The sequence below is a fragment of the Photobacterium sp. DNB22_13_2 genome (assembly GCF_052873915.1).
This window is the reverse complement of record NZ_JBNNXU010000001.1, coordinates 20,464-35,726: the sequence shown is the minus strand read 5'-3', so window position 1 is coordinate 35,726 and position 15,263 is coordinate 20,464. Positions and strand designations below refer to the sequence as shown.

General features: G+C 45.8%; 11 protein-coding genes and 1 pseudogene. 11 read left to right on the top strand and 1 reads right to left on the bottom strand.

Translation table 11 applies throughout. The features are described 5' to 3' along the window. Nucleotides 1-269: 269 nt before the first annotated feature. The 9 genes and pseudogenes from pcp to ACVA58_RS00105 all read left to right on the top strand — a co-directional run bounded on the left by pcp (nucleotide 270) and on the right by ACVA58_RS00105 (nucleotide 11,281). Nucleotides 270-965: a pyroglutamyl-peptidase I gene (gene pcp / locus ACVA58_RS00145; RefSeq protein ID WP_446508461.1), complete on the top strand. Its 696-nt coding sequence runs from the start codon at nucleotides 270-272 to the stop codon at nucleotides 963-965. A gap of 152 nt (nucleotides 966-1,117) precedes the next feature. Next, nucleotides 1,118-2,101 (top strand): phenylalanine--tRNA ligase subunit alpha, encoded by a 984-nt coding sequence (pheS, locus tag ACVA58_RS00140; protein ID WP_107297789.1) that lies wholly within the window; start codon nucleotides 1,118-1,120, stop codon nucleotides 2,099-2,101. Nucleotides 2,102-2,119: 18 nt separating this feature from the next. After that, nucleotides 2,120-4,507 (top strand): phenylalanine--tRNA ligase subunit beta, encoded by a 2,388-nt coding sequence (gene pheT, locus ACVA58_RS00135; protein ID WP_446508460.1) that lies wholly within the window; start codon nucleotides 2,120-2,122, stop codon nucleotides 4,505-4,507. Between the two features lie 593 nt (nucleotides 4,508-5,100). Next, the gene (gene ihfA / locus ACVA58_RS00130) at nucleotides 5,101-5,400 is read left to right on the top strand and encodes an integration host factor subunit alpha (RefSeq protein WP_255041551.1); all 300 of its coding nucleotides are present in this window, start codon (nucleotides 5,101-5,103) and stop codon (nucleotides 5,398-5,400) included. Nucleotides 5,401-5,703: 303 nt separating this feature from the next. Further along, nucleotides 5,704-6,750 (top strand): succinylglutamate desuccinylase, encoded by a 1,047-nt coding sequence (astE, locus tag ACVA58_RS00125; protein ID WP_446508459.1) that lies wholly within the window; start codon nucleotides 5,704-5,706, stop codon nucleotides 6,748-6,750. 166 nt (nucleotides 6,751-6,916) lie between these two features. Further along, complete coding sequence (locus tag ACVA58_RS00120; protein ID WP_446508975.1) at nucleotides 6,917-7,516, top strand: sugar O-acetyltransferase; 600 nt, start codon at nucleotides 6,917-6,919, stop codon at nucleotides 7,514-7,516. 123 nt (nucleotides 7,517-7,639) lie between these two features. Then, nucleotides 7,640-8,632: a vitamin B12 ABC transporter permease BtuC gene (gene btuC, locus ACVA58_RS00115; RefSeq protein ID WP_446508458.1), complete on the top strand. Its 993-nt coding sequence runs from the start codon at nucleotides 7,640-7,642 to the stop codon at nucleotides 8,630-8,632. Nucleotides 8,633-8,670: 38 nt separating this feature from the next. Then, nucleotides 8,671-9,432, top strand: coding sequence for a vitamin B12 ABC transporter ATP-binding protein BtuD (btuD, locus tag ACVA58_RS00110; protein ID WP_446508974.1), 762 nt, complete (start codon nucleotides 8,671-8,673; stop codon nucleotides 9,430-9,432). 42 nt (nucleotides 9,433-9,474) lie between these two features. Further along, nucleotides 9,475-11,281: pseudogene (locus ACVA58_RS00105) on the top strand (M3 family oligoendopeptidase). 129 nt (nucleotides 11,282-11,410) lie between these two features. On the opposite strand, the gene ACVA58_RS00100 reads toward ACVA58_RS00105, so the two are convergent. Further along, nucleotides 11,411-12,055 (bottom strand): outer membrane protein, encoded by a 645-nt coding sequence (locus ACVA58_RS00100; RefSeq protein ID WP_446508457.1) that lies wholly within the window; start codon nucleotides 12,053-12,055, stop codon nucleotides 11,411-11,413. Nucleotides 12,056-12,753: 698 nt separating this feature from the next. On the opposite strand from ACVA58_RS00100, the gene ACVA58_RS00095 reads away from it, so the two are divergent. Together ACVA58_RS00095 and ACVA58_RS00090 are read left to right on the top strand one after the other, a co-directional pair. After that, a complete protein-coding gene (locus ACVA58_RS00095) occupies nucleotides 12,754-13,518 on the top strand; it encodes a DsbA family protein (RefSeq protein WP_446508456.1) in 765 nt (254 codons plus the stop codon). Nucleotides 13,519-13,739: 221 nt separating this feature from the next. Continuing rightward, entirely contained in the window at nucleotides 13,740-15,263 is a 1,524-nt protein-coding gene (locus tag ACVA58_RS00090; RefSeq protein WP_446508455.1) for a DUF1800 domain-containing protein, read from the top strand.

The window sequence follows — 15,263 nt, the reverse complement described above, 5'->3', positions numbered from 1 at the left end:
ATTTAATTGAACAGTGTTTCATTAAGTTAGAGCACAATGAATAACAATGCAATAAAAATAGAGATAAAGAATGCGTAAAGCTTAATTTTGCGAGGTGATTTGTATTTTGGAGGTAAGTTACAAGTTTATCTATTAACGAGGAATAGCGGTTAGGGGAAAGGGTGTTGATAAATTGAGTTGAGTCAGTGAGTCGTAACTCATTTTTTCGTTTGTTCAGTAGCGAACGGTACGTTATTTTATTGTTTTCACATGAAATATTGAGGCTTAGTATGGCTCGGGTATTAGTGACAGGGTTTGAAGCCTTTGGCGGGCAAGCAAGCAATCCAACGGAGTCGATTGTCGAACAATTACAAACAGACGTGATTAAGCTGCGTATGGAGCAGGCTGGGGTCACGCTAAAAACACGTTTACTACCTGTTGTGAAAGGGCAGTCAGTGAGTACTTGTACCCAAGCGATTGAATCTTTTCGGCCAGAGATTGTGATTATGATGGGGCAAGCATCAGGGCGCCAAGCAATCAGTTTTGAGAAAGTCGCGATAAACCTTGATGACTTCCGGATACCAGATAATGCGGGTAATCAACCAATTGATCAGCCTGTTGTTGAATCAGGTCCAGCTGCCTATTTTACCCAGTTACCCATCAAAACAATGATGAAAGCCTTATTAGATAAGGGCATTAAAGCAGAAATTTCATACAGCGCAGGTACTTTTGTTTGCAATCACTTGTTTTATGGGGTCAGCCATTATTTATATGAACAGCACGAACAACAGGCGAGTAATGCTATGTGTGACTTTATTCACGTGCCGTTATTGCCGGAACAAGTTGAAGTAGAGCTGCAGACAACCGGTTCGGTGTCCCTCCCTTCCATGCCGCTAGAGAATATGGTTGAGGGTATTGTTGTTGCGATAATGTGTGCTGCCAGTTTCCCTCTAGAGCAACGAGTCACAGCCGGTACCATCAATTAACCCAGCCTTGAGAGAAAATGGTGTTTTTTTCACGCAATCCAACGGTTTTCTTACGATTGGGTTTGGATTTAGACGCATGTTTCTTTAGTATGTATCGTTACGCGAATTTATATCTCCCTAAAGGACGCCACCTGTAGGTGGATGAGGAAACGATGCAACATCTAGACGAGATTATTGCCAACGCAACGGCAGCTATCGAGCAGGCTGATTCATTAGTCGCTCTGGACGAAGTGCGTGTCCAATATTTGGGCAAAAAGGGTGAATTGACCCTTCAACTTCAAGGTTTGGGTAAACTTCCACCAGAAGAGCGTCGCTCTGCTGGTCAGGAAATTAACAAGGCTAAAGGTGCAGTTCAGCAAGCGATTGTCGCTCGTAAAGACGCACTTCAGCGTGCTGAGCTTGAAGCTAAACTAGCGGCTGAAACTATTGATGTGACCCTTCCTGGTCGTCGCATTGAAAACGGTGGCCTACACCCAGTAACACGTACTGTTGAGCGTATTGAGCAGTTCTTCGGCGAGCTAGGCTTTAACACTGAGTCTGGTCCGGAAATCGAAGACGCATTCCATAACTTCGATGCGTTGAACATTGCTGAAGATCACCCAGCACGTACTGACCACGATACTTTCTTCTTCAACCCTGATCTAATGTTGCGTACTCACACGTCTGGCGTTCAGATCCGTACGATGGAAAATGGCAAGCCTCCTTTCCGTTTCATCGCTCCGGGCCGTGTTTACCGTAACGACTACGATCAGACACACACTCCAATGTTCCACCAAGTGGAAGGTATGCTGGTTGATGAGAATGTAAACTTCGCGCAACTTAAAGGCATTCTTCACGACTTCCTATGTAACTTCTTCGAAGAAGAAGTGGAAGTGCGTTTCCGTCCTTCTTACTTCCCGTTTACTGAGCCTTCAGCAGAAGTTGACGTTAAAGGTAAAAACGGTAAATGGCTTGAGGTACTAGGCTGCGGTATGGTTCACCCTAACGTACTTCGTAGTGTGGGTATCGACCCTGAGAAATACTCTGGTTTTGCATTTGGTATGGGCGTTGAGCGTCTAACCATGCTTCGTTACGGCGTAAACGACCTACGTGCGTTCTTTGAGAACGACCTTCGTTTCCTAAAACAATTCAAGTAATCCAGAGGTTCATACACTATGAAATTTAGCGAATCTTGGCTTCGTGAGTGGGTAAACCCTGCGGTTACAACTGACGAGCTAACTCACCAAATCACTATGGCTGGCCTTGAGGTAGACGACGTACTACCTGTCGCTGGTACATTTACTGGCGTTAAAGTTGGTCAGGTTGTTGAGTGCGGCCAGCACCCAGATGCTGACAAACTACGCGTTACCAAAGTTGATGTTGGTGCTGAAGAACTACTAGACATCGTTTGTGGTGCTTCTAACTGTCGTCTTGGTCTGAAAGTGGCTGTAGCGACTGTTGGTGCAGTATTACCAGGCGACTTCAAAATCAAGAAAGCTAAGCTACGTGGCCAGCCTTCTCACGGCATGCTTTGTTCATTTACTGAACTAGGCATCGACGTTGAGTCTGATGGCATCATGGAGCTTGCTGAAGACGCGGTAAATGGTACTGATTTCCGTGAATTTCTAGGTTTAGATGACGTAACTGTCGACGTTGACCTAACGGCAAACCGTGCTGATTGTTTTAGCATCCGTGGTCTTGCTCGTGAAGTTGGCGTATTGAACCGCGCTGACGTGACTGAGCCTGCTGTTGAAGCGGTTGCTCCGTCTATCGACGACACTGTATCTATCGAAGTGAAAGCGCCTGTTGCGTGTCCACGTTACCTTGGCCGTGTGGTTAAGAACGTTAATGTTCAGGCACAAACACCACTTTGGATGCAAGAGAAGCTTCGCCGCTGTGGTATTCGTTCAATCGATCCAGTTGTCGACATCACAAACTTTGTTCTGCTTGAGCAGGGCCAACCAATGCACGCGTTTGATCTAGCGAAGATCGAAGGTGGCATCGTGGTTCGTATGGCAGAGCAGGGTGAGAAACTAACTCTTCTAGACGGCACTGAAGCAGAGCTAAACGCAGATACACTAGTTGTGGCTGACCACAGCAAAGCGCTGGCAATTGCCGGTATCTTCGGTGGCGAACAGTCTGGTGTTACCACTGAGACTAAAGACGTACTACTGGAGTGTGCTTTCTTCGCACCTGACCACATCCGTGGTCGTGCCCGTAGCTACGGTCTTCACACTGATTCATCAATGCGTTTCGAGCGTGGTGTGGACTACGCACTGCAAGTGAGCGCAATGGAGCGTGCCACTCAGCTTCTAGTTGAAATCTGTGGTGGTGAAGTTGCCCCTGTTGTTGCCCAAGAATCTGAAGCAGATCTTCCTAAGCCAAACACTGTAGCACTGCGCCGCACTAAATTAGACAACCTACTTGGCCACCACATTGCTGATAGCGATGTTGTTGAGATCCTTGAGCGTCTAGGTTTGAGCGTTGAATCAACAGAAGCTGGCTGGACTGCAACTGCACCGACATGGCGTTTCGATATTGCTATCGAGCAGGATCTGATCGAAGAAGTTGGCCGTATTTACGGTTACGACAACATTCCAAACCAGAACCCAGCTGCAGCACTTAAGATGCACGACCACGTTGAAGCGAACCTTCCACTTAAGCGTGTTCGTAACCTGCTTGTTGATCGTGGTTACCAAGAAGCGATCACTTACAGCTTTGTTGAACCAGAGCAGCAGAAGTTGATCGTTCCTGGCGTTGAGCCGTTAGTCCTGCCATTCCCAATTTCTGCGGACATGTCAGCAATGCGCCTTGGCCTTATCCAAGGTCTGCTTAACACTGTTGTTCACAACCAGAAGCGCCAGCAACCACGCGTTCGCCTGTTCGAGTACGGCCTACGCTTCATCCCATGTGAAAACGCTGAGAACGGCATGCGCCAAGAGCCTATGCTTGCGGGTGTTATTGCAGGTACGCGTAGTGAAGAGCATTGGGACATCGAAACCAACACGGTTGATTTCTTTGACCTTAAAGGTGATCTGGAAGCTGTTCTTGAGCTTTCTGCTAACGAGAAGGCATACAGCTTTGCAGCGGTTAAGCATCCAGCACTTCACCCTGGCCAATCTGCAGCTATCGTTGTAGATGGCAAAGAAGTGGGTGTTATCGGTACGGTTCACCCAGAGCTGGAGCGTAAGTTTGGCCTGAACGGCCGTACTATCGTATTCGAAGTCGAGTGGTCTGCGATCAACACTAAAGTTATCCCAGAGGCCGTTGCGCTTTCTAAGTTCCCTGCTAACCGTCGTGACATCGCGGTTGTTGTTGATGAAGCCGTTGCTTCTGGCGACATCGTTAACGCTTGTCTAGAAGCCGGTGGTGAATTCTTGACTGACGCTAAACTGTTTGACGTTTACGTTGGTAAGGGCGTTGAAGAAGGCAAGAAGAGCTTGGCAATTGCCCTGACACTTCAGTCTCTTGAGCGTACGCTAGAAGATGCTGATATCGCAGGCTCTGTAGATGCGATTGTTGCCCACGTATCAGAAAAATTTGGTGCGTCACTGCGTGACTAATTCAATTAGTTGATTGCTAAAAACCCTGCCAATTAGGCAGGGTTTTTTTTGCCTTTAATTTGTCAGATACACGAATCAGATGAGGGGGGATGACAGAAATCATAATGATATAGCCGAAGCTTATTCCAAAATAATGTTCCGATTGAATTGAGATACAGCTGAAAATGATGTGTTTTTAAGTCATTGTTTTATAAATTCGTCCTGAACGTTGTAATTTTTTTGATCTGAATCTAAATACTGTAACTTTCTGATAGATAGCGGTAATTTCTATAATGGAATGAAATATCAGCAATATATGTCGGGATTTGGGTGGTTTATAGCAAATTTTACCAGTAATTATTCGAAATAAGCACAACAGGGTGCATGGAATGAGTCTATTTGTGCTAGTAAAAATCAATTATTTAAAGATAAGTTGACATAAAAAAGTTGGCGGAAATCAGCAAGTTGGCATAAACTTGTCTCTAGTTAGGATTGAGCGCAGAGAAGCAGGCTATTTTAGCGTTTTCTGGCTTCTGTCTGACTCGACTAATTCGCTGTAGGCATGACTGATGTCATCCTACAATCCATTCAATATAGTCTTGAGGGAATTATCTATGGCGCTCACAAAAGCCGATTTGGCTGAGAACCTGTTTGAAAATGTTGGATTGAGCAAACGGGACGCCAAGGATACGGTGGAAGTCTTCTTTGAAGAAATCAGAAAAGCGCTTGAATGTGGCGAACAGGTTAAGCTATCAGGTTTTGGTAACTTTGATCTTCGCGACAAAAATGAGCGTCCGGGAAGAAATCCAAAAACGGGTGAAGATATTCCTATCTCAGCCCGCCGTGTTGTGACTTTCCGTCCAGGTCAGAAATTGAAAGCTCGCGTAGAAAATATCGAAATCGAACAACAGTAATCGCGAATTCATTGACAAAACAGAGCCCGGGTAAGGTGTGTAGAACTTACCCGGGTTTTTTATGCCTATCAATCTTCCCATAGTGATACTTGATCCCCCCTCTGAGCAGCAATATATCTTGAATAGCATTATCATTAATCACCCTGTATTTGGGGCTAATTGGTATGAGATAGGTGCCACTAGTTGTAAATTGTGTGTTTGGTGTTAAATTTATGTTTTTATATGGTTTCAATGTAAATACTGCAGCGGTAAAATGAATGCATTCCATTAGCTCTAAATTAGCTAATAACACGGAGGTGGTTAATGGGAATGCTACAGCTGGTAAAGGAAGGGAAGTTTCTTGAAGCCACATTGGATATGGCCTTGCCTGAAGAGTGGGGTAGTTGGCTGACAGAGTCAGGCATCGAGTGCACTCTTATAGGACGGGGTATTCTTCAGCTAACGCCGACAGATATATCCTCATGCTCTAAAGATATTGTGTTGTCATCGGGAGTACATGGCGATGAAACCAGCCCCATTGAGTTATTGCAGCGGCTTGTTGGTTTAATCTTGTCTGGTGAAATACAGCCAGCCCATCGTTTGCTAGTCATTATTGGTCACCCTGAGGCTATTAATCTTCATCGGCGATTTGTCGATGAGAACATGAACAGATTGTTCCGGGCTAGAAACGAAGCAATAAATCCTGATTGTGTTCGAGCTAATCAATTGCAACTCGCTGTCAGTGAGTTTTACCAACAAGGTGGCAAGTCAGAGCAATCCCGTTGGCACCTTGATCTGCATTGCGCAATTAGAGGCTCAGCCCATTATACGTTTGTTGTCAGCCCATTTTCTACCAACCAGACCCGTCAACGCGATTTGTTTGTTTTTCTACAACAGGCAGAAATCGAAGCGGCGTTACTGTCAAATGCTCCTTCGCCGACATTCAGTTGGTATAGTGCTGAGTATTTTGGTGCCCAGGCCCTGACGGTCGAATTGGGCAAAGTCGCTGCATTTGGTCACAATGATCTGCAGCGTTTATTTCCGTTTTACCAAGCGATGGTTGAATTGGTCTCTCAGTTAAGTCCTGACTATCAGTGGCAGCAAGAAAAACTGGCCGTTTACAAGGTGACCAGGACCCTGATGAAGCAGAGCGAGCACTTCATGCTGAACTTCCCTGATGACCAAGCTAACTTTACGATGTACTCGCAGGGCACTTTGTTAGGACGTGATAAAGACATTGAATACTATGTACTCGAAGAAGGTGAGGCGGTCGTTTTTCCTAATGCGAAAGTGGCTATTGGTCAACGAGCCTGTCTACTGGTGAAAGAAGTGCAAGTTAGTGTTGATGGGCAAGTTAAAGCTATTACTTAACTGCTTGTTCTTAAATGTATGCTGAATAAGACTCACTAGAATCACAAAGGCGCACTTTGATTGTGTGATTCGCTTTTCTTCATGAGGTTATCTCGGCATAGTGATGCCTGTATTCGATAACTGGAGTGATAAAATGTCGGCTACCGAGCAGGAGAAACAGCAAGCTTTGGCGCTAAGAGAAAGGATGCAAAACCAGAAGATTTATTGTTCTGATGATGACGATTTGCTCGCTGAGCAAACACTGTGTTTAGAAAAGCTGTATGACTTTAATCAGACTCGTCCTTCTGAGACAAAAAAGCGGGCAGACTTATTGACGGAGTTGCTCGCCGAAGTGGGTGAGGGCTGCTATATCGAACCACCTCTGAGAGCCAATTGGGGTAAGCATACCCACCTAGGTAAGTTTGTTTACGCCAACTTTAATCTCACTTTGGTTGATGATACCGACATATATATTGGTGATCATGTAATGATTGCCCCCAATGTCGTGATAGCAACCGCTGGACATCCTATTGATCCAACGCTGCGTAAAAAGGTTGCTCAGTTTAATATTCCGGTTCGGATTGGCAATAATGTCTGGATTGGGGCTGGAGCAATTGTACTTCCAGGTGTGACTATCGGTGAAAACACTGTGATAGGTGCAGGCAGCGTGGTGACTAAAGATATCCCTGCCAATGTGGTTGCTGTGGGCAACCCTTGCCGGGTGATGAGAGAAATCAGCGATCGCGATAAAGAGTTTTACTATAAGGATATGAAAATAGACATTTAGTGCTGATCCCTGTGCGTATTCGCCGCTTAATACACTTGTTGCCGCATTCTATCAAAGCTGGCTTTCTATTTTATGAGCGAGGCGGTATGGTAAGGCGTCCTTAGTTATTATGCCTTCTTATACATGCTCTTAAATGATCTTCTTATTCGCCGCCAAACGAGATGGCGTATGGGTTTTGTTGTCGCAGTCAGCGCGTTAATCGTTGCTTGCTTTCTCTCCCTTTCCGTTGGCGAAATCTTCATATGGCCGTGGTCTGCCCAAAGCGGTCTTGAGCAGCAGTTGTTGCTTCAGCTTAGAATGCCCCGCCTATTAGCCGCGATTGCTGTTGGGGCATCACTAGCAGCTTCTGGCGCAGTGCTACAAGTATTACTAGGTAATCCGCTGGCCGAGCCAGGTGTACTCGGTATTTCCGGAGGTGCAAGCCTCGCACTTGTTATTTTGCTGTTTGCTCTACCTTTTGCGCCGACGCCACTGTTGATGATGGTGGCAGCGATGGCGGGAGCATTCTTATTTACTCTTATTCTGGTTGGTTTATCACGGCGTAAGCGGGTCTCCACAGCACGTTTGTTGCTTATCGGTGTTGCACTAGGCATTTTGTCGGGCGCTGCCGTTACCTGGGCTTTTTACTTCAGTGATGATTTGAACCTTCGAATGCTAATGTATTGGTTGATGGGAAGTGTTGCTGGCGTTAGCTGGCAGCAGCTTTCATTATTACTGTTTGTCTTGCCGGTACTGCTCTGGCTTTGCCTACAAGGGCGCAAATTAGATTTATTGATGCTGGGTGAGCATCAGGCCAAACAATTGGGGCTAGATGTGGAAGCTAGCCGCTGGCGTTTAATTTTAGTGGTATCGTTGCTGGTTGGTGCTTCGGTTGCTTTGGCTGGAGTCATTGGTTTTATTGGTCTGGTTATCCCGCATCTACTGCGTTTGGCGCTTGGGACTGAAAACCGCTACTTACTCCCTTTATCTGCGCTATGCGGTGCGCTGCTATTGGCGTTGGCTGATACCTTAGCAAGAGTCATGCTTCCCGCCGCAGAGCTGCCTGTTGGAGTAGTGATCACCAGCTTAGGTGCGCCTGTGTTTATTTGGATGCTTTTGCGTTCGCACATTGATTAGGAAGGTTGTGAATGGAAACTTTATCAGAATCACAGCCAGTGATCCTTGCAGCTCGAAATTTGGCCATGCCACCGCGGTTGTTGCCGCTTTCATTTTCTGTCCGGCGTGGTGAAATCGTCCATTTGATTGGCCCGAATGGTAGCGGGAAAAGTAGTGCAATTTCTATGCTGTCTGGTTTGGTTGAAGCCCAAGGGGAAGTTAGCTTAGTGGGTGAGGTTATCGCTACGCTGGATCTTCCACGCCTTGCTCGGATGCGTAGTTACTTGTCGCAGCAGGATAAGCCGGCGTTTGCCGTGGGGGTATATCATTATTTGTCGCTAGCTCTATCACCGCTTGGTGAACTCGCCACCAATGATATTCAGGAAGCATTGGATGAGGTGTGTGGAGCACTAAAAATTACCGACAAGCTCAACCGTAATATCCAGCAATTATCGGGAGGTGAATGGCAAAGGGTAAGGTTGGCTGCTGCCTGCCTTCAAGTTTGGCCAACGCTGAACCCCGATGCCCAATTATTGCTGTTGGATGAACCCGCCTCGGCACTGGATATTGGTCAAGAAGCGATTATGTATCAACTTATTCGCCGTCTTGCGAACAAAGGGATAGCCGTGGTTATGGCTAACCATGATCTGAACCGGACTTTGAGGGAAGCTGATAAAGTGATTTTGTTGAACAACGGGTCATGTGTCGTGAAGGGAAAACCACACGATGTAATGACAGTGGAGACATTGGAAACGGTCTTTTCTACTCAAGTTCAGCGTATTGAGCATGAAGGTAAATCTTGCCTATTGTTTACTGATTAAAACTGTTTGCGAATTAAACGTATCGCTCATCAAGGAGTTCGAATGAATACACCAAGCTGGGATTTATCTATTGCTTACCAAGATCTGAATGATCCCCAGATCGAGCAAGATCTGGCTGCCGTTGAAGCACTGTTTCCAGAATTGGCAAAGTTGGACTCAACGTCGCTAGATGGTTTGGCATCAGCATTAGTTATGCAGCAAGCCGAGCGTGTGAAAGTGATGACACTTGGTGCTTTTGTAAACTGTATCTTGTCGGTAGATGCGGCGGATAAGCAGGCGAAAAAGCTACTCGGAAAAGTCAATGTTTTGCAGTCCGAGCTTGATCAAGCCATGACCCCGTTTATGCAGGCCGTTGTTAATCTTACTGTTGATGATTTTGATGCTTTGCTCGGTATGGGTGAAGAGCAAGGCGAAGCATTATCACCATGGCGTTTTCTGCTTGAGCGAGAGCGGTTACTCAAGCCCCAGCAGCTATCTGTAGCCGAAGAGCAGCTGCTTACCGCAATGGATGTAGATGGTAAGCTGGCATGGGGACGACTATACGACAATATTACCGGAAGCCTGAAAGTGACGTTGCAATTGCCTGATGGTCAGCAAGAGCGTATGGGGTTATCTCAGGCTGCCAGTATTTTGTATGGCGGTGACAGTTTGCGTAGAGAACCTGCTTGGCGCGCAGTGTCTGAAGCGATGGCTGCGCATCAGGAAAGTTTTGCCGCGATTTTGAATGCGTTATCCGGTGCCCGATTGACGGAGTACCAAAAGCGGAGTCATACCCAGCAATTTCCTCGACCCGAGTCTGCATACAAGTAGAATCGAGAAAGCCACACTTGATGCGATGATGGCAGTTGCCAAAGATAACCGCCACACAGGCCAGAAGGCGGGCTTACAAATGGCACGGCTGTTTGGTACGGATACGCTTAAACCTTGGGATGAAATGGCGTCAATGCCAGCATTGTCTGGGGGAGAGGGGACGTCGTACAGTTTTGCCGAAGGCATCGATATTATTCGTGACGCCTTTGCCGATGTCGATCCGGAAATGGCCTGCTTTGTTGATATGATGGTGGAGAAGCAGCTTATAGATGCGGCTCCTCAGCCAAATAAACGTTTGGGTGCCTACTGTACCAAGTTTGCTGATAGCAGAACGCCACTGGTCTTTATGACCTGGGGCGGCAGTATGTCGGATGTACTGACCTTGGCTCATGAACTCGGTCATGCCTTCCACAACTGGGTAATGAAAGACATGCCTTTGGTGCAAACCCGCTACCCGATGACGCTGGCGGAGACAGCCTCAATTTTTGCTGAAAATGTGGTGCGCGATGCATTGATGGCAAAAGCTGACAGTGAACAAGAGAAGCTTTTAATGCTGTGGGAAGAGGCGCAATCAGCCTTGGCGCTGATGGTTAACATCCCGGTACGTTACGAGTTCGAGAAAGCCTATTACGAGCAACGCAAAGACGGCGAATTTACTCCCGACCAGCTTAAGTCGGTGATGTCTGAAACTTGGCAGGACTGGTATGGCGAAGCCATGGATGAAACTAACGAAATGTTCTGGGCCAGCAAACTGCATTTCAGTATCGCGGAAATCAGTTTCTATAACTATCCGTATTTGTTTGGGTACTTGTTCAGTAAAGGGGTCTATGCCCAACGCGAAGCGAAAGGTGAGAGCTTCTATGCTGATTATAAAGCACTACTGCGTGATACTGGCTCAATGACAGCTGAAGAGGTAGTAGAGAAGCACTTGGGGATGGATATCCGCCAACCTGAGTTCTGGCAACAGAGTGTCGATATGGTTGCCAATCAGATAGATGAGTTTGCTGCGCTGATCACTCGCCTCAAGGGAGCTCGTTAAGCGCTACGCTTATTGAGTCACCATAAAAAAACGGCCTGTGAGGTAGTCAAATACCACAGGCCGCTGCTTTAACCTAGCGAAAGCGAATGTAAATATTTCAATTTAGCAAGAGTGTCTAGCTAGACACACTTAGAAACTGTAGCGTGCACCCAGCTGGAAGTTGGTTTCTGCGAATGCATCGTAATCGTTACGAGATAGGTTAGCTTCAAGGCTGACATGGTCAGTCATTTTTATGTTGTTACCAAGGCGAAGCTCGTACATTGTGTCGTCATAAGCTGCAAAGCGAACTGCTGGTTCTACCATCCAACGATCCATTACTTGATAGCGAGCACCGATTTCACCGGTGAAGCCAGATTGAGTTTCATTTCCGCCAAAAGTACCAAATGGTGTTTTTACATCCAGATCGTAACGAGAGTTGGCAAAACCAGCCAAACCATAAACGGTGAAATCATCATTCATTGGCATGAAGTAACCAAGGCCAAGAAGCCCATTTGAAAAGGTCATATCGTCAGCTGCGATTGCATCACCACGCGTTTCCACGAAGAAGTTATCGGCGAAGTTCCAACTACCACGTAGGTAAAGGCCAGCACCACCATCTGTAGTCGCAAGTGCTCCAGTGTTAGCATTCGCTTCAGACCATAGGTCTTTATTGAATTTACTGATCTGCAGGCCACCAGAAATGTAGTCAAAGTTCTGGGTCATCGGCTCTTGAGCGTTTGCAGCGAAAGATGCACCCACTAGTGCTGCCAAAGGAAGTAGCATTAACTTTTTCATGTTTATCCTAATTTTGTAATAGAGGCTTTATGCCTTTTATGTCGAAGGCAAGATTTACCTGCTGACTTATTGTTGTGGTGAATGCTACGCTCTAATAAAACGATGTACAATAGCGTTTTTGTGATCTGTACATTTAAATACAATCGGTGACAGTGTCTGATGGCTCGGCTTAGCGAGAGGGGAGATCTAGCGAGTACCAGTTTTCTACCTACTGAGTTGGAACTTAATGTGCCAGAAGGGGACTAACCCTTACCTTAGAGTTTTATGCTAATTGAAGAAGTATTGGTAACGTGAATAGCTATGAGATACTGATAAATAAAGCAAAAGCCAGTATTGTAATTATCGGCCTTGTGGTCGTGTTTTGCTTTGTTTCAACGTTACAACTCAACGCATATGATATCAGCTCATTTGACCATAACTCATCGACACCGAATGACGATCCTATTGGAACCGGTGTTTGTAGCTTAAGTGAGAAGCTAATACGTTATCAGGTCTTGTCCGATGAAGGAGCCAATCAGCTACTAATACTGTTTAATGATTTTGATATCGAATGGCTTCCGACGCATTTCAATTCCCTTTACCGCTACTTTGAAGAGTACGTTTATTTTAAAACGCGACTGCATCTGCGGCATTGTTGCTTTCTGGAATAAAACGTTGATGGCTTTCAATTTATTAACGTATTTAATTTAGGAAGAAACATGAAAAAATCATTTATTTTGCCGTTATTGGCAGCTGTTACATTCTCATATTCGTCAATTAGTTTTGCTGAGCCCTTAACTCATAACCTTAACAAAGATCAGCAAGGTAAGTTAGACAAGATCGAAGCTGTACTGGTAGAAAACCCAGATTTGATTGATGGGTTGCTGACTAGTTTGAACCTATATCTTGATCAACAAAATCGCCAATCTGAAATGATGGCGAAATACCAAGACTGGATTTATAACAACCCTCAGCAGACAATGATTGGTAAGGCTGATGCCGCATTGACCATTGTGAATATCACTGACTTCAACTGTCCATACTGTAAGAAGCTCGATCCGGTACTCGAACAACTGGTTAAAGAAATGCCAAATGATGTCAGGGTCGTTAATATCTATGTGCCGCTTAAACAGCAAGATGTCAAAGGACTAGGAACTACTTCTGCTGAGTTTGCACTGAATGTATGGCAGCAGGATAGAGACGCTTTTGAGCTGGTTAATCAATTACTCGTGAAGCGTCCTCAGGTGCATGATAAGAACTCAATGACCCGTATCGCTAAACATACCGGCACCGAGAAGAGCTTAACGCGGCAAGCAGAAACACGTGCAATGATAGATAAAAACTATCAGATGTTTACTGAGCTTGGGTTACGAGGAACCCCGGCTATGATTATGGGAACAGAAGTTTTTCCGGGTTATATGCCTATCGAGCAACTTCGTCCGATTGTGAAAGCGCAAGTTGTACAGCAGCAAAATAAAAGCTAAGCATTTCATATTGCATGATTAAGGCGGGGGAATCCCGCCTTTTTTACACCTTCTCTTTAAGTGACTCACTTCAAATACCCTCCAAAGGCTAAGGGGCTAGCTAATTGCTACTTTAGTCCCAAAAAAAGGATATTCATTTCTTCTATGGATGCTTCTGAATCATTATTAATATTGAATAAATCCTTTAGGAACAATAATGACTAAGGAGAGAGGTATGTGCCGTGGCTAGCTCAATATATGAACCGGAACAGGCGGCGGAATTCCTGTACCGAGCCACCTTCGGCCCAAAGTCCGGGGATGTTGACGAATTTTTAAATATAGGGCAGGAGGCCTGGCTCAACGATCAGTTTACGCGTAATTGGCGTTTACACCGTCCGTTAGTAGAGCAGTATGCAAAAGCCAGTGGCGACAATATTAATGAGAATGCTCGCTTAAGCGCTTGGTGGAATCGCAGCATAACGTCCGGTGATCAGCTAAGGCAGCGCGTCGCTTATGCATTAAGTCAGATCTTCGTTGTATCGAGAAGCGGAGGCCCAAATTCTGAAGCGTTAGCTGAATATTATGATGTTCTGATTAAACACGCTTTTGGCAATTTCCGAGATTTACTTGAAGCTGTCACGTTGAGCCCCGCGATGGGGAAATTTCTGACCCTTGAAGGGAGTCGCAAGGCTGATCCTGAAAAGAATACTTTTCCCGATGAGAACTATGCCAGAGAGGTCATGCAGCTATTTAGCCTTGGGTTATGGCAGTTACAAAATAATGGTATGCCAAAGCTTGATAGTCAGGGAAACAAAGAGCCGACGTACACCCAGCAAGACGTCGAGGAGTTGGCAAGGGTACTGACAGGCTGGCGACGTGATACCTATCTCAAGCCTATGTATGCCGATCACCGACGTCACGACTTTGGCGAAAAGCGAGTGCTAGGCCAGACTTTTCCTGAAGGTCAGTCCCCTGAGCAAGATTTATCGCAAGCGATAGACTTGCTGTTCAATCACCGCAATACGCCAATGTTTATCTCTATTCTACTGATTAAAAGGTTAAGCATAAGCAATCCTCGCCGCTCTTATGTTCAGCGGGTAGCGGATGTATTCAAGAATAATGGCAAAGGTGTTCGTGGTGACATGACAGCGGTGATAAAGGCCATATTACTGGATCAAGATATCATTGACGGTAAAGCAATGGCGGATCATCAAAATCACGGCTCTAATGGTCGTAACTTCGGTAAAGTGAAAGAGCCTGTTATCGCGATGGCTAATTTGTGCCGAGCCTTCAATGTGAAGAGCAATGATCCTAGCCGCTGGTGGGATTTTCCCGGTACCCAGAGTAACTTTGGTCAGGCACCATTGCGAGCCCCAAGCGTGTTCAACTTCTATGAACCTGATTATGCCCCTAAAGGTGAAATAACAGATAAGCAATTGTCAGCGCCAGAGTTTGCCATTCTTTCTATGGACAGTATGCGCCGTATCTCTAATCGAATGTGGACCATGATTTTGTCTCATGACAGTACAAAACAAAAACATTGGTCTTGGAATCGTGCACAGTTCGAGAAGAGGGTGAACAAACCCGACGAATATATTGCATTACTCAATGATCGTTTCTTTGCAGGTTTAATGTCGGCGGAGTTAGCTGGATTTATTCGCCAAATGCTGGAAGAAATGAGCGCGGCTAACCGAAGCGATGATCGTAAGATAAACGATACGCTGTTTGCCATTCAATGTTCGCCAGAGTTTCGCTGCCAGGAGTAA